Origin of the sequence: Streptomyces sp. NPDC056128 (genome assembly GCF_042263835.1) — a bacterium.
Taxonomy (GTDB): Bacteria; Actinomycetota; Actinomycetes; order Streptomycetales; family Streptomycetaceae; genus Streptomyces.
Map to the genome: position 1 here is coordinate 279,468 of NZ_JBHJVQ010000007.1, position 21,364 is coordinate 300,831.

General features: G+C 70.6%; 16 protein-coding genes and 2 pseudogenes. 12 read left to right on the top strand and 6 right to left on the bottom strand.

Annotated features, from left to right (window positions below):
* Window positions 1–11 precede the first annotated feature (11 nt).
* The 3 genes from ACFC1X_RS17575 to ACFC1X_RS17585 are packed head-to-tail and all read left to right on the top strand — an operon-like array spanning window position 12 to window position 2,387.
* Window positions 12–905, top strand: coding sequence for a 3-keto-5-aminohexanoate cleavage protein (locus ACFC1X_RS17575; RefSeq protein WP_376354442.1), 894 nt, complete (start codon window positions 12–14; stop codon window positions 903–905).
* A 28-nt stretch (window positions 906–933) separates the two neighbouring features.
* Window positions 934–1,908 (top strand): 3-hydroxyacyl-CoA dehydrogenase NAD-binding domain-containing protein, encoded by a 975-nt coding sequence (locus tag ACFC1X_RS17580; protein WP_376354445.1) that lies wholly within the window; start codon window positions 934–936, stop codon window positions 1,906–1,908.
* Entirely contained in the window at window positions 1,905–2,387 is a 483-nt protein-coding gene (locus ACFC1X_RS17585; protein WP_376354448.1) for a thioesterase family protein, read from the top strand. The genes ACFC1X_RS17580 and ACFC1X_RS17585 overlap by 4 nt, the downstream gene beginning before the upstream one ends.
* A 4-nt stretch (window positions 2,388–2,391) precedes the next feature.
* On the opposite strand, the gene ACFC1X_RS17590 is transcribed toward ACFC1X_RS17585, so the two are convergent.
* Window positions 2,392–6,642, bottom strand: coding sequence for a trypsin-like peptidase domain-containing protein (locus tag ACFC1X_RS17590; RefSeq protein WP_376354451.1), 4,251 nt, complete (start codon window positions 6,640–6,642; stop codon window positions 2,392–2,394).
* A gap of 231 nt (window positions 6,643–6,873) precedes the next feature.
* Between ACFC1X_RS17590 and abc-f the strand changes: the two genes are divergently transcribed.
* Window positions 6,874–8,526: a ribosomal protection-like ABC-F family protein gene (gene abc-f / locus ACFC1X_RS17595; RefSeq protein ID WP_376354453.1), complete on the top strand. Its 1,653-nt coding sequence runs from the start codon at window positions 6,874–6,876 to the stop codon at window positions 8,524–8,526.
* 84 nt (window positions 8,527–8,610) lie between these two features.
* Window positions 8,611–9,564: an aminoglycoside phosphotransferase family protein gene (locus tag ACFC1X_RS17600; RefSeq protein ID WP_376354456.1), complete on the top strand. Its 954-nt coding sequence runs from the start codon at window positions 8,611–8,613 to the stop codon at window positions 9,562–9,564.
* Here the strand turns inward: ACFC1X_RS17600 and ACFC1X_RS17605 are convergent.
* A pseudogene (locus ACFC1X_RS17605) lies at window positions 9,554–10,213 on the bottom strand (class I SAM-dependent methyltransferase); the annotation flags it as partial. The gene ACFC1X_RS17600 and the pseudogene ACFC1X_RS17605 sit on opposite strands and share 11 nt — an antisense overlap.
* Window positions 10,214–10,215: 2 nt before the next feature.
* Between ACFC1X_RS17605 and ACFC1X_RS17610 the strand changes: the two are divergent.
* Entirely contained in the window at window positions 10,216–10,557 is a 342-nt protein-coding gene (locus tag ACFC1X_RS17610; protein WP_376354458.1) for an SDR family NAD(P)-dependent oxidoreductase, read from the top strand.
* Window positions 10,554–11,513, top strand: coding sequence for an alpha/beta hydrolase family protein (locus ACFC1X_RS17615; RefSeq protein ID WP_376354461.1), 960 nt, complete (start codon window positions 10,554–10,556; stop codon window positions 11,511–11,513). Before ACFC1X_RS17610 ends, ACFC1X_RS17615 begins: the two co-directional genes overlap by 4 nt.
* A gap of 266 nt (window positions 11,514–11,779) precedes the next feature.
* Here ACFC1X_RS17615 and ACFC1X_RS17620 read toward each other — a convergent pair whose 3' ends face one another.
* Window positions 11,780–12,061: a hypothetical protein gene (locus tag ACFC1X_RS17620; protein WP_376354464.1), complete on the bottom strand. Its 282-nt coding sequence runs from the start codon at window positions 12,059–12,061 to the stop codon at window positions 11,780–11,782.
* Window positions 12,062–12,943: 882 nt separating this feature from the next.
* Between ACFC1X_RS17620 and ACFC1X_RS17625 the strand changes: the two genes are divergently transcribed.
* Window positions 12,944–13,240: a hypothetical protein gene (locus tag ACFC1X_RS17625; RefSeq protein ID WP_376354466.1), complete on the top strand. Its 297-nt coding sequence runs from the start codon at window positions 12,944–12,946 to the stop codon at window positions 13,238–13,240.
* 404 nt (window positions 13,241–13,644) lie between these two features.
* A pseudogene (locus tag ACFC1X_RS17630) lies at window positions 13,645–14,151 on the top strand (ABC transporter permease); the annotation flags it as partial.
* Between the two features lie 443 nt (window positions 14,152–14,594).
* Here the strand turns inward: ACFC1X_RS17630 and ACFC1X_RS17635 are convergent.
* Complete coding sequence (locus tag ACFC1X_RS17635; protein WP_376354469.1) at window positions 14,595–15,119, bottom strand: MarR family winged helix-turn-helix transcriptional regulator; 525 nt, start codon at window positions 15,117–15,119, stop codon at window positions 14,595–14,597.
* A gap of 95 nt (window positions 15,120–15,214) precedes the next feature.
* Between ACFC1X_RS17635 and ACFC1X_RS17640 the strand changes: the two genes are divergently transcribed.
* Entirely contained in the window at window positions 15,215–16,732 is a 1,518-nt protein-coding gene (locus ACFC1X_RS17640; protein WP_376354471.1) for an MFS transporter, read from the top strand.
* Between the two features lie 271 nt (window positions 16,733–17,003).
* Here the strand turns inward: ACFC1X_RS17640 and ACFC1X_RS17645 are convergent, their stop codons facing one another.
* Complete coding sequence (locus tag ACFC1X_RS17645; protein WP_376354473.1) at window positions 17,004–17,747, bottom strand: ABC transporter permease; 744 nt, start codon at window positions 17,745–17,747, stop codon at window positions 17,004–17,006.
* Window positions 17,740–18,699 carry an ATP-binding cassette domain-containing protein gene (locus ACFC1X_RS17650; protein ID WP_376354476.1) on the bottom strand — a complete coding sequence of 320 codons (960 nt, stop codon included), beginning with the start codon at window positions 18,697–18,699 and terminating at the stop codon, window positions 17,740–17,742. The genes ACFC1X_RS17645 and ACFC1X_RS17650 overlap by 8 nt, the downstream gene beginning before the upstream one ends.
* 130 nt (window positions 18,700–18,829) lie before the next feature.
* On the opposite strand from ACFC1X_RS17650, the gene ACFC1X_RS17655 reads away from it, so the two are divergent.
* Window positions 18,830–19,612 carry a TetR/AcrR family transcriptional regulator gene (locus ACFC1X_RS17655; protein ID WP_376354479.1) on the top strand — a complete coding sequence of 261 codons (783 nt, stop codon included), beginning with the start codon at window positions 18,830–18,832 and terminating at the stop codon, window positions 19,610–19,612.
* Between the two features lie 331 nt (window positions 19,613–19,943).
* Window positions 19,944–21,326 (top strand): MFS transporter, encoded by a 1,383-nt coding sequence (locus tag ACFC1X_RS17660; protein ID WP_376354481.1) that lies wholly within the window; start codon window positions 19,944–19,946, stop codon window positions 21,324–21,326.
* Window positions 21,327–21,364: the final 38 nt, after the last annotated feature.

Consider the following 21,364-nt stretch of genomic DNA (forward strand, 5'->3'; position numbering starts at 1 on the left):
GAGGCCCCCGCATGCCCATGACCGAGAACGTCATCATCACCTGCGCGCTCACCGGCGCCGGCGACACCGTTCGCAAGAGCCCCCACGTCCCCGTCACCCCGGAGCAGATAGCCAGGAACGCCGTGGAGGCGGCCGCCGCCGGAGCGGCCGTCGTCCACATCCACGTACGCGATCCGGAGACCGGCGATCCGTCCCGCGACCCGAAGCTGTACCGGGAGGTCGTCGAGCGCGTCAAGGAGACCGGCACCGACGTCGTCATCAACCTCACCGCCGGCATGGGCGGCGACCTGGTCATCGACCCGGACGACCCGCTCACCCACCTCCCCGGCACCGACCTCGTCGGCGGTCTGGAGCGCCTCCCGCACGTCGAGGACCTGCTGCCCGACATCTGCACGCTGGACTGCGGGTCGCTCAACTTCGGCGATGGCTCGAACCTCTACGTCTCGACGCCCGACATGCTGCGTGCGGGCGCGCGACGCATCCAGGAGCTGGGCGTGCGGCCCGAACTGGAGATCTTCGACACGGGTCAGCTCTGGTTCGCCAAGCAGTTGCTCGCGGAGGGGCTGCTCGACGACCCGACCGTGTTCCAGCTGTGCATGGGCATCCCGTGGGGCGCGCCCGCGGATCCCGGGGTGCTCCAGTCGATGGTCAACATGCTGCCGGACGGCGCGCGATGGGCGAGTTTCGCGCTCGGCCGGATGCAGATGCCGTGGGTCGCGCAGTCGATCCTGCTCGGCGGCCACGTCCGCGTCGGCCTGGAGGACAACCTGTACCTCGGCAAGGGCAACAAGGCGACCAACGCCCAGCTCGTCGAGCGTGCCGTGACCATCACCGAGTCGATCGGCGCACGCGTCGCGACACCGGACGAGGCCCGCGCCACTCTCGGTCTCAAGCCGCGCAAGTAGTCCGCCGCCACGACGAAGGATCCCTCTCATGACCTCATCACCGGAGTTCACCTCGCCGGAGAACGTCCGCCGAGTCGCCTGCGTCGGCGCCGGAGTCATCGGCGGCGGCTGGGTCGCCCACTTCCTGGCCCGCGGCTACGACGTGACCGCCTGGGACCCGGCGCCCGACGCCGGGCAGAGGCTGCGCCGCCTGGTCGACGCGGCGTGGCCGACGCTCACCTCGCTCGGCCTCGCCGAGGGCGCGTCGACGGACCGGCTCACGGTGACCGACACTCTGGAACAGGCCGTGGCCGAAGCGGAGTTCGTTCAGGAGAGCGCGCCCGAGAAGCTCGACCTCAAGCGCGATCTGCTGGCCCGCCTGGACGCGGCGACACCGCCCGGCGTCGTCATCGCCTCCTCCACCTCCGGCTATCCGATGACCGACATGCAGACGACGGCCGCGGACCCGTCGCGCCTGGTCGTCGGGCACCCCTTCAACCCGCCGTACCTCATCCCGCTGGTCGAGGTCGTCGGCGGCGAGCACACCGACGCGACGGCGGTCGCCTGGGCCTCCCGCTTCTACGAGGTCGCGGGGAAGTCCGTCATCACGATGGACAACGAGATACCGGGCTTCATCGCGAACCGCCTCCAGGAGGCCCTGTGGCGCGAGGCGCTGCACATGGTCGCGAGCGGCGAGGCGACGGTCCGGGACATCGACCTGTCGATCACCGAGGGCCCCGGGCTGCGCTGGGCGGTGATGGGACCGATGCTGACGTTCGCGCTCGCGGGCGGCGAGGGCGGCATGGCGCACATGCTGGACCATTTCGGCCCGTCCCTGAAGTCGCCGTGGACGCGCCTCGAAGCGCCGGAGCTGGACAAGGAGTTGTACGACGCCGTGGTGGCGGGCTGCGACGAGGCGGCGGACGGCCGCTCCATCGCGGACCTGGTGGCCGAACGCGACCGGGGTGTCGTCGACGTGCTGCGCGCCACCGGCCGCCTGGACCGCGAGGAGAACCCCCGATGACGAAGCTCCCGCTGTTCCACAGCACGGTCCGCCCGGAGTGGGTCGACTACAACGGCCACATGAGCGAGGCGTTCTACGTCCTCGTCTTCGGTCACGCCACGGACGCGCTGATGATCGAGACGGGCCTGGACTCCGGCTACCGCGAGTCCACGGGCTGTTCCCTCTACACGGTGGAGTCCCACGTCCGCTATCTGCAGGAGGTGCCCGAGGCCACCCACCTGGTCATCCGCACCCGCGTGCTGGGAGCGGCGGCACGCAAGGCGCGCTTCGTGCACGAGATGTACGTGGTCTCCGAACCGGGGTCGGAGCCGACGCCGGACGCGGCCCCGGTGGCGACGACCGAGCTGCTCGCGGTCCACGTCGACCAGCGGGCGGGGCGGGCCGCCGAGTTCCCGGACGCGGTCCGGCACCGCTTCTCGGAGCTGACCGAACCGGCGCCGTCCTGGGCGGGCCGCTCGATCCGTGCCGTGACCGCCTGACCCCTCAGGAACAGGGCGGCTCCTCGGGCGTGCCGTCGGGCAGCAGCGCGCGCTCGGCACCGGTGTAGTCGCGTCCGGCGGCCTCGCACAGGGCGCGGAACTGCGTCTCGGGGCGCAGGTCGAGGTCCTGCCGCAGGACACCGGATTCGACGATCAGCCGGTGCCCGTCGAGACGTACGGAGCCGGGGACGTACGGGACCGAGAAGCCGTCGCCGTCGAGGCGGGCGAAGTGCAGTCGTCCGTCCCGCACGGCGAGGACGTACTCGTCGCGGGTCAGGCCGACGAGTTTGTCGCCCGTCGGCCGCGGAATGCCGTGGGTGGACTGCTTGCGGCCCGCCACGTCCCAGACCCGGGTCTGACCGTCGGTGTTGACGACCGCGAGGTGCCGGCCGGTGGGGTCGAAAGCGAGCGCGTCGCTGTACGTCCCGTCGGTCAACGACTGGTCGAGGGAGTTGACGGGCGCGCCCCGCAGGGTGCTGACCAGCCGGGGTTCACGCAGGTCCCACAGCCGGATCTCACCGCGCCCGGCGCCACCGGTCGTGACGGTCGCGACCTGTCCGGGATGCCCGGGCCGTGCCACGAACTGGTAACCGAGGAAGACGTCGTCCAGGGTCTCGTCGTCCGCCGCGCCCCGACGCACCGAGAACGGCTGGGTCGTCACTTCTCCGTCGGCGGCGTCGAGCCGCGCCAGCTCGCCCTCGTCGGTGAGCGCGGCGACGGCGCTGCCGCCGACGGCGACCACGCCCTGGAGGTACTCGAAGTCCGGCAAGGTGGCGTCCAGGGCCACGGGCCGCCGGCTGAGGTCGGCCGTCGCGTACGACCAGTACAGCCCGCCCTCCCGGTCCCACAGCACGAGGCGTCGGGAGTCGGCGGTCCAGGTGACTTCCCAGTCCGCCGACTGACCGGTGACCGGTTCGGGAAGGGGGGCCGACCGCAAGCGCTCGCGGGAGGTGTCCAGGACCGCGAGCCGGCCCTCCTGGGCCCGGGCGTAGTACCGCCCGTCAGGAGACGCAGCCTCCGCGGTCGCCGAGCTGGTGGAGTGGAAACGGTGGCTGCCGACCGGCTCGGCCCGGGCCTGAACCAGGGTCGAGCCCACGGCGGCCAGCACCGTCAGCCCGCCCCCCTTCGCCGGGACGGCGGCGACCCCCGATCCGAACACGGTCGGGTCACCCGAGTACGGAATCCGGGTGAGGTAGGTGCGGCCGGTGCGTGCGTCGGTCAACACCTGTTCCTGGTAGCCCAGCCCTTTGAGCATCGCGGTGTCGAGGTTGAGGTACTCGACGGTGTAGCGGCCGGTGGCGTCGGCGAGGTGCCCGCCGACCGGCAGTTCGTAGGACCGTCCCGGTGTCCGGCCGAGCTCCAGTGCCTTCCCGGTCCAGGTGCGGTCGAGCTCCAGCGCCCTGCCGTTGTCGACGTGGGCGACGATCCCGCCGCCTGCCCGCAGGCCGGCCTCCAGGCCCGAGTCGGCCACCCGCCGGGAGTACAGCTGGTCCCCGGACGCCACGTCCCGCACCTCGACGACGCTGCCGCCCGGCACCATCGTGTTGAGCACCGCCACCGCGTCGGCGTCGGCGGTGAAGGCCACCTCGTCCGCGCCGTGCGCGATCGCGAGCCGGTGAACCGCCGTCGTTCCGTCGCCGAAGCCGTCCCACACGGCGACGACGGCCGGACTGCACCGGTCTCCATCGGTGACGCACCCGTCCAGGGCTTCGATGGCCAGCAGCAGCCGTTCGCTGTCTCCGCTGAAGTCCAGGCTCGCCGAGAGCTGCCCGTCGACTGCCAGGGGCCCCGGCTCCAGCGTCGCCGGGCGGGTCGCGCCGTCCTCGGTCGTCGTCCGCCACAGGCGCACGCCCTCCGCGCCGGCGGCGGCCGCGACGAACCGGCCGTCGGGGCTGACCGCGATGCGCAGTTTCCCCTCGGGCACGTCGCTCAGCTTCCTCGCTCGGGGCTTACCGTCCAGGGCACCGGTGATCACGGTGAGCGTCGAACGTTCGCCGTCCGACGCCTCCGACTCCACCACCAGCACCCGGCCGTCCTCGCTCGCGGACAGACTGCCGACGCTGCCGTCCCACAGAGAGGGATAGGTGCCGGTGACGTACTGCGCCCGCACGTACTGGTTCAGCAGCGCCTGCCGGGTGCGGGGGGTGTCCCCCGCGTGCCAGGCGGCAAGGGCCAACTGGAGCGCACCGCCGGGGTCGTTGGGCGGGCGGTCGTCCGCGGCCACGGCCAGGAGACCCGCCGCCTGGGTGCGGAGCTGCTCGTTGGCCCGCTGGAGATTCTGATACGTGGTGACCGCCAGGACGACCGCGAGGACCGTCAGTACCGCCAGCCCCGCCCTGGCGGTCCGCCACAGCCGGGCGCGGCGCCGTACGTGCCGTCCGCTGAGGCGGATGTACTCCCGCTCGGCTTCGGGGATGTCGTCGGGGTCGGGGTGCGTGGCCAGCCGGCGTTCGGCCTCGGCCAGATCCGTGCCGCCGAGCAGCCGCTCGGGCTCGTGCTGCTGGGACCGCCACCGGGCCAGGTCGGCGCGTATCTGTTCCTGCCACAGCCGGAAGTCACGGGACTCGGCGAGCCAGCCCCGCAACAGAGGCCAGTGCACGGTCAGCGCCTCGTGCGCCAGGTCGACGATCTCCTCGCCCTCCTCGCCGCCCGACGCGCGGGAGAGCACGACGAGCTTGTCCGGCGCCAGCCCGCGCGCGAGCGCGACGAGTTCCGGGGCGAGGTCGGTGGTGCGGGCGGGCCTGCGGGTGAAGGCGCCGCCGTTGCCCGGGCGGGCGAGCTGTACGAAGAGCCGCCGGGCGAGGGGCTTGTCGGACGCCGACAGGTTCTCGTAGGCCTGGTCGGCGTAGTGGACGAGGGCGCCCGTGACACCGCCCAGACCGTCGTACGCCGCGTGGGTGAGCATGGCGCGGTCACGGAGCCGCCACAGCTCGGTCAGCGCGAACTGAACGAGCGGCATCCGGCCGGGTTCGGCCCCCGCGTCCGCGACGATCCGCTCCGGCAGGCCCGCTTCGAACCACAGCCCGGGCATGGCGTCGACCGGCCCGGTCACCGCCTGTTCAAGGTTCTCGGCGGTGAGAGGCGCGAGGAACTCGACGGCGTCGCTGACCAGTTCGGAGGCGTCCGCCGTGATCAGCGCGTCGAGCGAATCGGGGCGGGCCGTCGCCACGACCCGCAGCTCCCCGCCCGCCAGGCCGGCCAGCAGGGCGAACAGATCCCGGCCCGCGTCGGGTTCGGCGGCTGCGTACTCCTCGAACTGGTCCACGAACAGCAGATGCCGTGCCCCTCCGCTCCGGGCCAGCACACGGGCCCGCAGTCCGGCGGTCACTCCCTGGCCCGAGCCGAGCAGCCCCGTCAGCTTCTCCGCCGCGGCGAGACGGTCGACCTCGCCCAGCTCCGGTTCCAGTACTCCGGCCAGCACGTGCGCGACGACCGCGGCCGGCGGCACCCGGGGCTCCGCGCGCAGCTCCGTCACCTCCGCCCCGGCCGCCCGCAGGGCGCTCAGCACACCGGCGCGGACGACGGAGGATTTGCCGCAGCCCGACGGTCCGGTCACCAGCGTCAGGGGACGCCCGCGCACGGCGGCGAGCAGCCGCTCGGTGTCGGCGTCCCGGCCGTGGAAGAACTCCGCCGTCTCCTCGGTGAACGCGGTCAGGCCCTGGAACGGGCAGCGCGGCTCCAGCGTCTCCTCGTCGATGAGATCGGCCGACGGCAACAGGTACGCGGTGCGCGTGCTCAGATCGGCGGCGACCGTCATACCGACGACACCGTTCTTCGTGTCGTCCCAGACCGGCCCCCCGCTGAAGCCCTTCGCGATGGGCGGTCCCGGCTCGTCCGCCTCCATCTGCACCCAGCCGGCGCCCTGCCCGGCGCGCAACGTCCCGTAGGCCCAGAGGCCCTGGCCGGCGCCGGCCGGGAACCCCATCGTGCGGAATCCGTGCCCCCACACCCCCGCACCGTCGATCAGCGGCGCGGGCCGAGCGCCCTCGACCGGCCCGTCGAGCCGCAGCAACGCGACATCGGCACCGCCCGGCCGCCAGGAGGCCACGGTCGCGCGCATCCGTGGACGGCCCTTGATCAGGGGGAAGTCGAACTCGACGGGCTCGTCCGGCGGTTCCGCCCCGCCGACGGTGTGCGCGCAGGTGCACAACAGGTCCTCCGCGACCAGGAACCCCGCGCCGGCCACCTTGCCGGCACTCGTGAACACCCGAGCCAGCGACGCCTCCAGGACGTCACTTCTCCGTAATGCCGCCATGGTCCGTCACTCTACGCACGAACGCATGTCGCGTGTCCCTGCCCTGGACGAATGGCCTCAAGGGGCGGGTGCTGCGGATCACGGACCTCGCGCTCCACACGCATTGCGACGAGACGAGCCGTCTCGTATAGTGGGGGGCATGGCTTTCCTCTTCTTCGTCTGAGTCCGGGCCCGGCCCATGCCGCCGTTTCTGCCGCCCGCTGACCCCCTCGCATGCCCTGGGAAAGACCTATGCGCGACCGCGCTCGTACCGTCCTGCCCACCACCGTCCCCGCCGTAGCACAGTTGTCCGTGAGGTCCGTCACCAAGTCCTACGGCACCCGGATGGTCCTCGACCAGGTCTCCTTCACCGTCCGGCCGGGCGAGAAGGCCGCGGTCATCGGTGAGAACGGCTCCGGCAAGTCCACCTTGCTGCGGCTGCTCGCCGCCGCCGAGCCGCCGGACGCCGGGGAGATCACCGTCCGCTTTCCCGGCGGGACCGGCCATCTCGCCCAGACCCTCGACCTCGACGCGGACCGCACCGTGCAGGACGCCGTCGACCTCGCTCTGACCGAGCTGCGCGACATGGAGCGAAGGCTCCGTGCCGCGGAGGAGTCACTCGCCGACGCGTCGGACGAGGAGCTTGCCGTGTATGGCGAGCTGCTGACCGCTTACGAGGAACGCGGCGGATACGAGGCGGACGCCCGTGTGGACGTCGCCATGCACGGGCTCGGGCTGGCGGGGATCACCCGGGAGCGCCCGCTCGGCTCACTCTCCGGCGGCGAGCAGTCGCGCCTCGCCCTCGCCTGCGTCCTGGCCGCCGCTCCCGAACTGCTGCTCCTGGACGAACCGACGAACCACCTCGACGCGACGGCCGTGCGCTGGCTGGAGGAACACCTGCGCGCACACCGCGGCACCGTCGTCGCGGTCACCCACGACCGCGGCTTCCTGGAGCGCATCGCCACCACAATCCTGGAGGTCGACCGGGACGAGTGCACCGTGCGCCGGTACGGCGACGGCTGGGCCGGCTATCGCGCCGCGAAAGCCGCCGCCCGGCACGGCGCGGAGCAGCGGTACGCGGACTGGGTCGAGGAGGTGGCCCGCGCGCAGGAGTTGCTGGAAGCCGCGGGCAGACGGCTGGCCACCACCGGCCGCGACCCGAAGCAGGGCTTCGGCAAGCACCGCCGCTCCAGCGAGGCGAAGCTCGGCGGACAGGTGCGCTCGGTGCGGGAGCGCTTGGACCGGCTGCGGCGCAACCCGGTGGCGAAGCCGCCCGTACCGCTCCGGTTCACGACGGCGCTGTCGTCGGCGCTCGGCGGCCCGGCCCAGGGCCCCCTCGCCGAACTCGACAACGTACGGGTCGGGGAACGGCTGCGCCTGGACGGGCTCCTGACGATCGAGCCCGGAGGACGCCTCCTTGTCACGGGCGAGAACGGCGCGGGCAAGACGACGCTGCTCCGCGTCCTGGCGGGCGACCTGCGGCAGGACGCCGGTACGGCGCGCCGCCCCGCCCGGATCGGCTACCTCGCCCAGGAACTGCCCACGCACGCCACGCGGCTGCCGCTGCTCGCCGCGTTCGCCGCCGGGCGGCCCGGGCTGCCGGAGGAGTACGCCGAACAGCTCCTGTCCCTGGGTCTGTTCCGCGAACAGGACCTGCACGTCCCTGTTGCCGCCCTGTCCGTGGGGCAGCAGCGGCGACTGCAGATCGCGACCCTGGTGACCCGGCCCGCGGACCTTCTCGTCCTCGACGAGCCGACCAACCACATCGCACTCGACCTGGCCGAGGACCTGCAAGCCGCACTCGCGGCGTACCCGGGAGCGGTTGTCGCGGTCTCGCACGATCGCGAGTTCCGCGCGCACTTCGCAGCCGAGCACCTGGCACTGCGCGCCGGCCGCAGACGCTGACCCGGCTTGGCCCGCTCGAGATCACCGTCAGCGGCAGCGCCCCGAACCGCTCACCGACCGTCAATCCACGGGAACCAGGGATCCATGACCACCTTCCTGACACCACGACAGCAGGCAGACCGCACCTCCGACGCCGTCGAGGCGGCCGTCGCGGCCGGGCGTGGGCTCGACCTGACCGTCACCGAACCCGCTGTGCTCCACGACCTCTTCTCGGTCGTCGTCCACCTGGCCCCCTCGCCGGTCGTGGCCCGAATCCCCACCGTCCTCCCCCGCCCGGACGACCTGGCCGCCATCGCCCGCCGCCAGCAGGACGAGCTGGACGTCACACGATGGCTGGCCGACCACAACACCCCGGTGATCGCGCCCAGTCCGCTCGTGCCGCGCGAACCCGTGCAGCGCGACGGGTTCTCGATGACTTTCTGGCCGTACGTCGAGGAGGCCCGGGACAAAGAACCCGACTACGTCGCGAACGCCGAGAGCGTCGCCGACCTGCACGCGGCCCTGCGCGCCTACCCCGGCCGCCGCCTGGAGTTCCTGTCCGCGGCCGACCCGCAGTTCATCGCGGACAGCCTCGCCGTGCTCGACCGGCATCCCGAGCTGATCGGAGCCGCCGAGCTGGACCGGGCCCGCCGCGAATGGCAGCTCCTCGAACCCCTCGTACGCTCACGGAGCGCCTTCGAGACCCGGTTCCCCCGCGCCGACCTCCAGCCCATCCACGGCGACTCCCCACCCGCCAACGTCTTCAACGCGGTGGACGGCGGCCTCTTCGCCGACTTCGAACTCGTCACACTGGGGCCCGTCGAATGGGACCTGGCCGGGCTCGGACCCGAGCACGAGGCCGCCTACAACCGCGGCGCACGACACAACGGCACCAGGCCACTCGACGACGAGGTCCTCGCCTTCGTCAACGCCCTGGTCATGCTGCGGGTCATCGCCACACTCACCCTGGTCCCGCAGCTCCCCGAACTCATGCGGTACCTCAAACCCACGGTCGACCACTGGCAGACGACGCCCTTCACGGCCGACCTCAGCACCTGAGGCCACCGTCGGCGGGCTCGCAATCACCTGCCGGACGACCTTCGGCAAGCGTGCGGAACGCGGTCACGAGCAGCGTGTCGGCGGCACGCGGGCCCACCGCACCCGGCAGTACCTCGGCGCTGATCCGGGTGAACCCGGCCCCATCAAGGAGCTGCGTCCACACCTGCTCCTGGAGCACCCAGCGGCGCATGGTTGCCGCGGCGCCGTCCGGTGTCTTCGCGCCGATGTCGGTGTGCTGGACGTCGGGGTGAGCGGACTCGCCGCCAAGACGGTGAGCGAGAGTGGAGAACACGATCCGCCCGCCGGGCCGCAGCGCCGCAGCCGCCGCCGGCAGCAGTTCGTGCGGTTCGACGAAGTCGACGGCGCCGAAGACGCTGTAGAGCACGTCGTAGGTGTCGCTGGTGCCCCGCAGGTACCGGGTCACGTCTGCTTGGATCAGGCGCAGCCGCGGGGCGAGGTGGCCGTACAGGCCGGCGGCCATGGCGTGCTGGGCGGGCGAGGCGTCGAGGGCAACGACTCGGGCGGGCTGGTGGTGGACGGCCAGGTGGGCGGCGTGCCGAGCGGCCCCGGCGCCCAGATCGACGACGCGCCTGCCGGTGATGTCGCCGAGGACTTCGGCCCCGGTGCCGCTGTCCTGACCCCAGCTCCAGCATGTACGGCGCGTCGAAGTTTGCCCTGGAGGGCATCTCCGAGGCGCCGCACGGAGAGTTGGCGCCGCTCGGCGTGCGTGTCACGCTCGTGGAACCGGGCGGATTTCGCACGGACTTCCTCAGCGGCCTCAGCATCCAGGTCGAGCCTTCCGCTATTCAGGACTACGCCGTCGGTGCGGGAGCGGTGCGCGAGGCACTGGCGCGGAAGGGCGGCCACCAGCCAGGGGATCAGGTGAAGGCGTCCAAGGCCATCGTCGACGTCATCGAGGCTGACCAGGCTCCACTGCGCCCGTATCCGTCAACGCGATCTCTTCGGACATCGGTCGTACCATTTCGGCGATGAGCGAACCCATGGCCAACGAAGTCACCTTTGCCAACGGCGCGGTGAACCTGACCGGATCCGTTGCCTTCCCCCGCCGGGGAGCAGCTGCCGTGCCCGGGATCGTCCTGATCGGTGGTTCCGGCCCTGCCGATCGGGACAACGACACCTACTTTCCGCCGTTGCGTCAGCATCTCGTGGACGCGGGCTTCGCCGTGCTGTCGTACGACAAGCGTGGTGTGGGTACCTCGTCAGGGGACTGGCGCAAGGCCACATTGGAGGACTTCGCTGCCGATGCCGCGGCTGCGCTCACTTTCCTGCGCGCACAGCCGGAGGTGCAGAGCACCAGGGTCGGGATGTTCGGCCACAGCGAGGGCGGGTGGGTGGCTTTGCGGGCCACCGCCGGCCGGGAAGATCTGCCGTGGGTGGTTACCAGCGGCTGCCCCGGAGTCACCCCGGCGGTTCAGGAGCGTCACGAGCTGGCCAACATTGTGCGAGCGGGACCTTCCCCACATACGGAGCGGACGCTGAGCAGGGCGCTCGATCTGTATGACAGCCTCATGGAGGCTGGGCGACGCGATGCGAGCTTTGAAGAGCTTGAAGGGCTCGTTGCCGCAGCGGGGAATCCTTCTTGGCCGGGCAGGTTGTGGGGAGAGCTGGACCCCAGTCTCTGGGAATTCCTCAAGCGCAAGCAGGACCACGATCCACTGCGCGATGCGCGACGTCTGAGCTGCCCGCACCTGGCCCTCTTCGGTGCAGCCGACCCAGTCGTGCCGGTCGCCGAGAGCATCGGCTTGTTCAGCGCGGCGGCAGGTCATGCCGAACGCCACCCTCATGCGACTCTGACCGTCGAAGTCTTCCCCGGCTCTGATCACCGCGTCCAGGTGGACGACGGGTCCTGTTTTGCTCCGGGCTACCTCAAAACCGTGGCACGGTGGCTCACAACTCGCGACGCTGCGCCCGGCCCCGCCTCCAGTTAGGCGGCCAAGCGCGGTGCTGCCCTCACCCACGAGTAACGTCCGCGCCGTGGCCGCAAGCTGCGATGTCCCCGCCGAGCAGTTGCCGGCGACGACGTACAGCCCGGCACGGAGACCAGCCGGTGAGACCACGGAAGTACGGCACCGACGGGGAACTCCTCGGCGAGTAGGCCGCACGAACGAGCGTCGTGCCCCCAGTTGCTGCGGCCGGCGGTGTCAGCAGGCTCGGTCGGCGCGTGTGAGGACCTTCGATCTCGCCCCAGGGTGAGTCAGGCGCCGCAGATGCGCTGGGCCTGAGATGCCGTCCTGTCGCGATCGGCCTTGGCGTCGGCCACCGCCTCATCGCCGACGACGCCCGGGTGCCCACCTTGAGCGACGAGGTCCTTGTACCACTTCACCATGTCTTCGTAGTCCTTCTCCGCCATTTCGGCGACCGCTTGAGCCTTGGCACAGTCGCCTTGCGCGACGACTGGCGCCGCGTGTGCTGCCGAGGACAGAGCGACGACCAGGGCGGCCGTGGCCGCGCCGACGACCAAGCGTACAGACATCATGGGAAACCTCGCACTATGAGTGAACGAGACACTACGACCTGAGTTCAACCCACCGGCTCGAGTCGGCGGTTGCTACGCACTTGCCGAAGGGATTTGGGTCACCCTGCTGCTCTTGGCAGCGCCATGCGGCACCGCCTACATGGACGGTTACGGCGGAGCCACTCGCACTGCGTGCTTGATAGCCATTGGCGACCTCAAGAGCGGTGGAACACGACATGTCTGCGCTGCCGAACACGGCGAGCCCGCGGACGGTGTCCGATCCGCAATACTTGCCGGGCGCCGCTTCTACGCTCCCGGGGGCGGACAACGCAGTAAGAGCCGACACCCCCAGCACCGCGACTACTGCCAGACCGCCCGACACGATTCGTGCGAACGATTGCATGCTGAAGTGTTCCTTCCCCTCCGCCAGCCTGACTGGCGGCCGCGCCGCCGCAGGAGCGCACGCACCTCCACCAGATTCACCCACTCGGACCAGCCCTGCCACTCGGACAGCGCTACGGCTCGCTGGGGCAGCTCCGGACCAGCAGCGCTTTGCACGGGCCGTCGAGGCTCGGTCCCGGCACCTCGTGGACGACGTGGCCCTCGGCTGGGACACGCTGGACACTGACCGCTGTTCATCCCCACTGCCGTGAACCGATGATGGAGCTGCGGGCCGAGGCTGGGGAGAGCCTCCGCAGGATCGTCCCGGCTTGCCCGGCGCGTTGCCGGTGCGGACCTCGGGCAGCTGTCCAGAGGCCGGCGCCGCGCGCGAGTGGCCTCACACTCACCGCACCCTGTCGGGTGTGTCGACGCGGCGTTCTCCGTCTGGTTGCTGGAGTCGAGCTTCCGTGGACTCGCTCGCAGTGGCGTGCGGTGATTCCTCTCGGCCTGCTCCTCGCGGCCATGAACGTGACGTATTTCCAGGCCATCAGCCGTCTGCTGATCTGCGTGGCCGCGACCGTGGAACTGCTCGGACCGCTCGCCGTGTCAATCGCCCTGTCCCGTCCGTTGGAGCACCTCGCGGTGGCGTTGCCGACACTGGCGGGCGTATTGCTGCTGACGGGCCCGGGTGCCTCGCTGTCCGCCGCCGGACTGTGGGCATCGTTGACCCTTCGCTCAAGAAGGGGTCTCCGCCTTGGGCCGAAGCTGATCGGTGATCACCTGGTCCGGGCGACATCGCTGCGTATTGAGCGGTCGTGAAAGATCCGTCATGGTCTGAATGGTCGAGCAGTGGAGTCGACGTGGTGGAGGCACTGATCGACGCTTGGTCTCCACCACGGAACCCAGGAGAGACTGCCTGTCGCGACGAGGGAAGCGAGGCAGCCTGGCTGTACAGAACGGCAAGCCAAGGGGGCTCACCTCACGGGACGAAGCTTCCTTGCCTCCCTGAGCTCAGCTTGGAGCTCGCCTACAGCCAGGGGGACTCATGCCGCTTGGGGCGAACGAGGGTTGCGCCAGCGGCCGAAACGGCATACCACCGCGGGAGAGGAACCGCCGGACGAGTGTGCGGCCGGAAGTGCCTACTCGAGATTGCCCCAGGCGTCGAGGGGCAGACCACAGGCCCAGGGCATCGCCAAGGCAGCCGGTCACTGGCTGACGCGGCTGGCATCATGGCCCGCTTCCGTACGATGGCGATCCATCGCGGTTCGGTCCTCATCGGGCATGTGGCCGGCAGCGTGCTGCGGTCGATGATCAGCGTGACCCTGGTCGGTGCCGTCGCCGTGGCCATCGGGTTCCGGTCGGCGGACGCCACCGTCCTGGAGTGGCTCGCGGCCTTCGTGCTGCTGACACTGGTCGCCCTGGCGTTCACCTGGATGGCGATCGCGGTGGGGACGGCCAGCCCGAACGGCGAGGCGGCGGGCAACAACGCGGTGCCGCTGGTGATCCTGCCGTTCATCTCCAGCGCCTTCGTCCCGGTCGACGCGATGCCGGGCTGGTTCCAGCCGGTCGCCGAGTACCAGCCGTTCACGCCGGCCATCGAGACTCTGCGCGGTCTGCTGCTCGGAGGCGAGATCGGACACAACGGGTGGCTCACACTGGCCTGGTGCCTGGGCCTGGCAGTCCTCGGCTACTTCTGGTCGAAATCACTGTTCAACCGCGAACCGCGGTAGCACGCGGAACTGGTCAACTGGCGCGTCGGTGGGCCGAGGCTTGGGCGGGGAACCTCGCTATCGGGCAAAGGGGCCTGCACGGCTCGCGAGGGGCTGGTCGAGGAAGGCGGCCTTGCGCGAATTCGACCGCAAGGGCGGCCATCGGAGGACCCCGACGGCACCGATCGCATCCGGGAGGAGCTGCACATGGGCGACCCACATCCTCCCCGGCCCCGCTGGATACCGGGCCATGGCCGACGCCATCGTCCTAGCCGCGCTGGAGCAGTGAACAGGCGCTCCCCCAGGCGCTCCCCCGCACCGGCCGCAGGGCAGAGGCGTGGTCGATTGCCGACCGGATCCCAGTCCAGACGTCGAGCAGTCCGAACCTAGGTGCGTAAAGCGGGGCGTGGGCGACGAGGATGAGCGGGTAGGAGGAGGTAACTGGGCGGCGCAGAGCAAGCCGGTCAGGGAGTTCGTCCATCAGGGGCACGAAGGGAACGCGGTGTCACCGCGTCCTGTGTCATCAGGTGGCTGTCCATGGTGGTGTTCAGGTCGGCCATGAACGCTTCGACCTGGTTCAGGAACTGGGGCGGGTAGTGAGACATCACGGCGTCGAGGCGGTGGGCGAGCGGGCCGAAGAACTCGTCCGCCCGTTCCTGGATGTGCCCGCCGCTGCGCAGCGTGACGATGCGCCGGTCGGAGTGTTCGCGGGCCCGCGTGATGTGCCCCGCTGCTTCGAGACGGTTCAGCAGCGCGGTGGTAGCGCCCGTGGACAGGGAGATCCGCTCGCTCAGCCGCGCCGGTGACAGAGGAGTGCCGCGCTCCTCGGCAGCGGCGATCTCCAGGACCGCGGTCGCATCCGTGGAGTGCAGGCCCAGCCAGGCGGCGAAGCGGCGACTGAGCTCGGCGTAGTGGCCGCCGTAGATCCTCAGCGACTCCATCAGCCGCTCACGCTGCTCCGCGACACCGTCGCGCACGGCTTCTTCCATGCCTTCGCCCTTCTCTCCTGTCACGCGGTCCGCAGGGCATCCCGCTTTGACAACCTACCGTCACCACTTTACCTTCATGATGGAATTACTTCACCATGGAGGTATCTGACGTGCGCGACCCGTCCCCCACCCCTGACGAGACGACCGAGCCCTACCGATGGCGATGGCTGATCCTGGCGGTGATGATCGTCGCGGAGTTCATGGATCTCCTGGACGCCTCGATCGTCAACGTCGCCGGACCGGACCTGGAGAAGTCCCTCGGTGCCGGTTCCGTCGGACTGCAGTGGGTGATCGGCGGCTACGCCCTCACCCTGGGCGCCGGGCTCGTGCTCGGAGGCCGGCTGGGCGACCGCTACGGCCGGCGCCGGATGTTCATGATCGGTCTCGCGGCCTTCACCGCTAGCTCGCTGCTGTGCGCGGTCGCGCCGAACATCGAGTCGCTGATCGCCTTCCGCCTGCTGCAAGGCACCGCCGGAGCGATGCTGCTGCCCCAGGGCCTGGGCCTGCTGCGGGAGAACTTCTCCGGCCCCGAACTCACCAAGGTCTTCGCGATCTTCGGACCCGTCCTCGGCCTGGGCGGCATCATCGGCCCCGTCCTGGGCGGTTTCCTCATCGAGGGCGACTTCTTCGGCCTGGGTTGGCGGTCGGTGTTCCTGATCAACCTGCCCATCGGGGTCGCGGCACTGGTCGTCGCCGGGAAGATCGTGCCCAGGAAGGCGGGCGACCGCACGGTACGTGTCGACGTGACTGGCGCCACCCTGGTCGTGGCTTCCTGCGCCCTGCTGGTGCTGCCGCTCAACCAGGGGCAGGAGGACGGCTGGCCGCTGTGGACGTGGCTGTCCATGGCCGCCGCGGCGATCGGGTTCGCCCTCTTCGCCCTCCAGCAGCGCCGTACAGCCGCCGCAGGTCGCGAGCCGCTGGTGACCCCGGGGTTGCTGCGCAAGCCGGCCTTCACTGTCGGCCTCGGCGGTATCGCCCTGTTCTTCGGCGGGCTCATCGGCACCCAGCTCGTACTGACCCTGTTCCTCCAGATCGGCCAGCACTTCACCGCCGGTGACGCGGGACTGGGCAACCTGCCCCTCGCGGTGGGAACCGCGCTCGGCGGCGCCATCAGCGGCGCGTTCCTCGCGGACAAGATCGGCCGCAAGGTGCTGCAGATCGGACCGCTGGTCCAGCTGGCCGGCGTTGCCGTGCTGTGGTTCGAGCTCGACGGTCTCGATGCCGCCTCGTTCGCGATCTGGGACATCGTTCCCGGCGCGGGGGTGGCGGGCATCGGCGCCGGCATGGTGATCGCCGCCCTGTTCAGCTTCATCCTGGCCGCAGTCGACGACGACGAGATCGGATCCGCTTCCGGTGTCCTGTCGGCGGTCCAGGCGGTCGGCGGTTCCATCGGCGTCGCGGTCTTCGGCTCGGTGTTCTTCGCTCAGGCCGAGACCGGTGACTTCACCGGCGGCTTCCACCGTGCGCTGTTCGTCCAGGCGTGCCTGCTGGTGGCCTTCCTCGCGATCACCTTCCTGCTGCCCAAGAAGGGCCGCCCCGAGGAAGAGCAGCACGGCATCACCCCCGAGGCGACTGCCGACGGCTCCGGCACCAAGCAGCACCTCACCGTGTGAGCCCCGGCCGGGGACCGCGCACGACAACGGCCCGCGGCCGGCCCGAACGGACCAACGTGGACTTGCGAGGTGCCGGTCGGGACGGCGATGCCCGCAAGACGGGCACCTAGAAGGCACCCTGCGGGCCCATACACCCAGGATGAGATCACGCGTGATCTCAGGCGACACCACTGACATGCGGCCCTTCCTCGTGCCACCCGCTACGGCCACCAAGTATGACGTGCGGTGCGCCGGTCGAGGGCGCCCCGGGTCGGCGATTCCCACAACGCACCTAAGCCGTACGCCGCTTGAACAGTGCTCCCGAAGCAGCCGCCGAGACGGCGAGGATGCCCGTGCACCAGGCGAGCGCCACCCACCCCGTCGAGCCCACCGGCTGCCCGAGCAGCAGTCCGCGTACCGCCTCGATGACATGGGTGACGGGCTGGTGGGCGGCGAAGCCCTGCAGCCACGACGGCATGGTGTCGGTCGGCACGAAGGCGCTGCTCGGGTAGGGCAGGAAGCTCACGAAGAACGTGAAACCACCGGCTGCCTCGGGGGACTTGACGAGCAGGCCCACTGCGGCGGACAGCCAGGAAAGCGCCGCGATGTAGGCGACCAGGAGGCCGATCGCGGCGAGCCAGCCCCCTGGGCCGGCCGAGGGGCGGAAGCCGATCGCGAAGGCGAGCGCGAAGACAAGGGCGGTGGCGATCAGGTTCCGGGCCGTGGAGGCGAGGACGTGGCCCGCCAGGATGGCGGTGCCGCCGATGTCGAGGGAGCGGAAGCGGTCGATGATGCCGCCTTTGAGGTCCTCGGTGACGGCCACGGCCGTGCTGGCCGAGCCGAAGCCGGCGCACAGCAGCAGGACGCCGGGAACGACGTAAGTGACGTAATCCGTACCGGTGTTGATGGCTCCGCCGAAGAAGTACACGAAGATCAGGAGCAGCATCACCGGGAGCGCCATGGCCATCATCAGGGCGTCGATGTTGCGGCGGCTGAGCCGGACGGAGCGGCCGGTCATGATGAGTGCGTCAGACATGACTGGGCTCCTGCTGTGCGGGCTTCGTGAGGGTCAGGAAGACGTCGTCGAGGGTGGCCGTGTGCAGCGAGAACCGTTCGATGACCGTGCCCTCGGGGTCCAACGCGTCGAGCAGCGCCCGCACCTGGGGCGCACCGCCGTCGGTGAAGAAGCCCAGGGTGCGGGTCTTGGGGTCGCCGTACACCGCCTGTGACGCCAGGCGCAGATAGGTGGCCGGGTCGGTCAGGACGACGTCGAGGCGCTGGCCCGCGACGCGCCGCTTCAATTCCTCGGAGGTACCCTCGGCGACCAGCTCGCCGCCATGGAGCACGGCGATACGGTCTGCCAATCGGTCGGCCTCTTCCAGGTACTGGGTGGTCAGGAAGACCGTCGCGCCCCGCGCCGACAGTTCGCGCACCACGCTCCACAGCTCCTGGCGGCTGCGCGGGTCGAGGCCCGTGGTCGGCTCGTCCAGGAAGATCACTTCGGGTTGGCCCACCAGGGACGCGGCCAGGTCGAGGCGCCGCCGCATGCCTCCCGAGTACGTCTTGACCAGGCGGTCGGCGGCGTCGGCGAGGTCGAAGCGCTCGAGGAGTTCGGCGGCCCGCGTGCGCGCGGCGGCGCGGGAGGTGCGGGTACCACCCTGGCTGCGGGCGAGCCGGGCCATCATCCGCAGGTTCTCCGCACCGGTCTGCATCTCGTCGACCGCCGCGAACTGGCCGGTGAGGCTGATCGCGCGTCGGGCCCGGGCCCGCTCGGTGCGCAGGTCGCACCCGGCGACCCTGGCGGTGCCCGCGTCGGCCTCCGTGAGCGTGGCCAGGATGCGCACGGTGGTGGTCTTGCCCGCACCGTTCGGGCCGAGCAGGGCGTGCACGGTGCCGCGCGGCACCGTCAGGTCCAGACCGCGCAGGACCTCGACCTTTCCGTAGGTCTTGCGGAGGCCGTTGGCCTCGATGGCGGGTGCGTCGGGCATGGCCTCGCCTCTCCATGACACTCACTGCGTAAGCCTTACGCATTACCGTGTAAGGGTTACGCAGAACTAGGATGTGCGTCAAGGCGGAGACCCGAGGAGCGGTCCCGGGTGCGCAGAGGAGGCGACGCGGATGGCGGCGGCGGACGAGGACACCGGCCTGCCCGCGAGCCTCGCGACGGCCTGGGGTTTCAAGGCCCGCCCCTCGAAGGGGCCGAAGCCGGGGCTCAGCCTGGACCGCATCGTGGCCGCGGCGGTGGGAGTGGCGGCCGCCGAGGGCATCGGTGCGGTGTCGATGGGGCGCGTCGCCAAGGAGCTCGGCGTCTCGCCGATGTCGCTCTACCGGTACGTCGGCGCCAAGAACGAGCTCTACATCCTGATGCAGGAGGCAGTCACGCCCGCACCCCCCGGACCGCTGCCCGACGGGGCCGGGTGGCGGGCGGGACTGACCCGGTGGGCGCGGGCGCAGCGGGCGTTCTTCCACGAGAACCTGTGGCTCCTGCGGATCCCGATCTCCGGGCCGCCCGCGAGTCCGAAGTCGGTGGCGTGGATGGAGTACGGCCTCGCGGCTCTCGACGGCACCGGACTCGACGAGGGAACGAAACTCGGCGTGATCATGCTGGTCAGCGGCTATGTGCGCAACGAGGCGACGCTGATGTCCGATCTGGATGCCGCGTACACGGCGAGCGGCCACGCCCCCGAGGAGGTCCTGCGCCACTACCAGCGCACCCTCGCCACCCTCACCGACCCCGAACGCCACCCGGCCGTCACGCGCGTCCTCGAATCCGATGCCCTGGACCAGGCGGACGAGCCGGACGCGGACTTCGAGTTCGGACTCGGGGTCGTGCTCGACGGGGTGGCGGCGCTGATCGCGCGGCGCGATCAGGGTGTTCCGGATCGCCAATCCGCGCCCTGACTGACCGCGCCTCCCGCCAGAATGACGGACAGACCACCCTCCCCTCGTCCGAGCGGCCGCTAGATGCCCGAGTTCGACGCAGCGTAGTCAGCACCAATCCAGCTCTGGAGTCAGCACCGCGCCTCCAATTCACCTCGAACCACACTTCCTGGACAGTGCTGGTTTCGGTCCTCCCTGGCCCGGTGAACTACCGTTCCCTGGTCCAGCATGGTGGCCGCGCGCATGCCCAGCCCTTGAACTATGGTGTCCCACCACATGTGCGCCTGACCTGCGTGTTTCTACGGTGTGCCAGCACGTACCCGTCCCCACCGCACACGAGGAAGTGGCGCACATGGCCTCAGCAGCATCCGCTCCCCCGACACCCGGCAACCTCAAGCGCATCGTCGCCGCGTCCCTCATCGGCACGACCATCGAGTGGTACGACTTCTTCCTCTACGGCTCCGCTGCCGCCCTCGTCTTCAACAAGCTGTTCTTCCCGGACTCCGACCCGCTGGTCGGCACGCTGCTCTCGTTCCTGACGTACGCCGTCGGCTTCGCCGCGCGGCCGCTGGGTGCCCTGGTGTTCGGACACTACGGTGACCGGCTCGGGCGCAAGAAGCTGCTGGTCCTGAGCCTGTTGATGATGGGCGGTGCGACCTTCGCGATCGGGCTGCTCCCCACCCACGCGACGATCGGCACGGCCGCTCCCGTGCTGCTGACCGTGTTGCGGCTCGTCCAGGGGTTCGCCCTCGGTGGTGAGTGGGGCGGCGCCGTGCTGCTGGTGTCCGAGCACGGGGACGCGCGACGGCGCGGATTCTGGGCGTCCTGGCCGCAGACCGGGGCGCCGGCGGGGCAGCTGCTGGCCACGGGTGTGCTGTCGCTGCTGACCGCCGTGCTGTCGGACTCCGCGTTCAACAGCTGGGGCTGGCGGATACCGTTCCTGCTCTCCGGCGTACTGGTCATGGTCGGTCTGTGGATCCGGCTGTCCGTCGACGAATCGCCGGTCTTCAAGCAGGCGTTGGCCCAGGCCGAGTCGCGCAAGGCGGAGGCCGAGCCGATGCCGATCGTCGCCGTGCTGCGGCACCACTGGCGCGACGTGCTGATCGCGATGGGCGCGCGCATGGCGGAGAACATCAGCTACTACGTCATCACCGCCTTCATCCTCGTCTACGCCACCACCGCGGCCGACCTCTCCAAGCAGACCGCGCTCAACGCGGTACTGATCGCCTCGGCGGTGCACTTCGCGGTCATCCCGGCCTGGGGCGCGCTGTCGGACCGCATCGGCCGACGGCCCGTGTATCTGCTGGGCGCGGCCGGCGTGGGGTTGTGGATGTTCCCGTTCTTCATGCTGATCGACCACGGCGACTTCGGCAGTCTGCTGCTCGCGGTGACCGTGGGGCTGGTGCTGCACGGCGCCATGTACGCGCCCCAGGCCGCGTTCTTCTCCGAGATGTTCGCGACCCGGATGCGGTACTCCGGGGCGTCGATCGGCGCCCAGTTCGCCTCCGTCGCGGCCGGTGCGCCGGCGCCGCTGATCGCCACCGCGCTGCTCTCCGAGTACGACAGCTCCACCCCGATCTCCCTCTACGTGATCGCCTCCGTCCTGCTGACCCTGGTCGCGGTGGGCGTGGCCAAGGAGACGCGCCACCGGGACCTCGCGGAGCCCATGTCGCCCCCCGAGGACGGGGACGAGTCGGTCAAGGCATCCCGTGCGCAGGGGGCGCGCTCCGTCTGAGCCCGTCCCGCCGTCCGACACCGACCCCGTACGCGCGT

Excerpts from the sequence above, each read along its gene's own strand:
- ACFC1X_RS17575 (WP_376354442.1), top strand. The coding sequence starts at position 12 with ATGCCCATGACCGAGAACGTCATCATCACCTGCGCGCTCACCGGCGCC.
- ACFC1X_RS17580 (WP_376354445.1), top strand. The coding sequence starts at position 934 with ATGACCTCATCACCGGAGTTCACCTCGCCGGAGAACGTCCGCCGAGTC.
- ACFC1X_RS17585 (WP_376354448.1), top strand. The coding sequence starts at position 1,905 with ATGACGAAGCTCCCGCTGTTCCACAGCACGGTCCGCCCGGAGTGGGTC.
- ACFC1X_RS17590 (WP_376354451.1), bottom strand. The coding sequence starts at position 6,642 with ATGGCGGCATTACGGAGAAGTGACGTCCTGGAGGCGTCGCTGGCTCGG.
- abc-f (WP_376354453.1), top strand. The coding sequence starts at position 6,874 with ATGCGCGACCGCGCTCGTACCGTCCTGCCCACCACCGTCCCCGCCGTA.
- ACFC1X_RS17600 (WP_376354456.1), top strand. The coding sequence starts at position 8,611 with ATGACCACCTTCCTGACACCACGACAGCAGGCAGACCGCACCTCCGAC.
- ACFC1X_RS17610 (WP_376354458.1), top strand. The coding sequence starts at position 10,216 with ATGTACGGCGCGTCGAAGTTTGCCCTGGAGGGCATCTCCGAGGCGCCG.
- ACFC1X_RS17615 (WP_376354461.1), top strand. The coding sequence starts at position 10,554 with ATGAGCGAACCCATGGCCAACGAAGTCACCTTTGCCAACGGCGCGGTG.
- ACFC1X_RS17620 (WP_376354464.1), bottom strand. The coding sequence starts at position 12,061 with ATGATGTCTGTACGCTTGGTCGTCGGCGCGGCCACGGCCGCCCTGGTC.
- ACFC1X_RS17625 (WP_376354466.1), top strand. The coding sequence starts at position 12,944 with ATGAACGTGACGTATTTCCAGGCCATCAGCCGTCTGCTGATCTGCGTG.
- ACFC1X_RS17635 (WP_376354469.1), bottom strand. The coding sequence starts at position 15,119 with ATGGAAGAAGCCGTGCGCGACGGTGTCGCGGAGCAGCGTGAGCGGCTG.
- ACFC1X_RS17640 (WP_376354471.1), top strand. The coding sequence starts at position 15,215 with ATGGAGGTATCTGACGTGCGCGACCCGTCCCCCACCCCTGACGAGACG.
- ACFC1X_RS17645 (WP_376354473.1), bottom strand. The coding sequence starts at position 17,747 with ATGTCTGACGCACTCATCATGACCGGCCGCTCCGTCCGGCTCAGCCGC.
- ACFC1X_RS17650 (WP_376354476.1), bottom strand. The coding sequence starts at position 18,699 with ATGCCCGACGCACCCGCCATCGAGGCCAACGGCCTCCGCAAGACCTAC.
- ACFC1X_RS17655 (WP_376354479.1), top strand. The coding sequence starts at position 18,830 with ATGGCGGCGGCGGACGAGGACACCGGCCTGCCCGCGAGCCTCGCGACG.
- ACFC1X_RS17660 (WP_376354481.1), top strand. The coding sequence starts at position 19,944 with ATGGCCTCAGCAGCATCCGCTCCCCCGACACCCGGCAACCTCAAGCGC.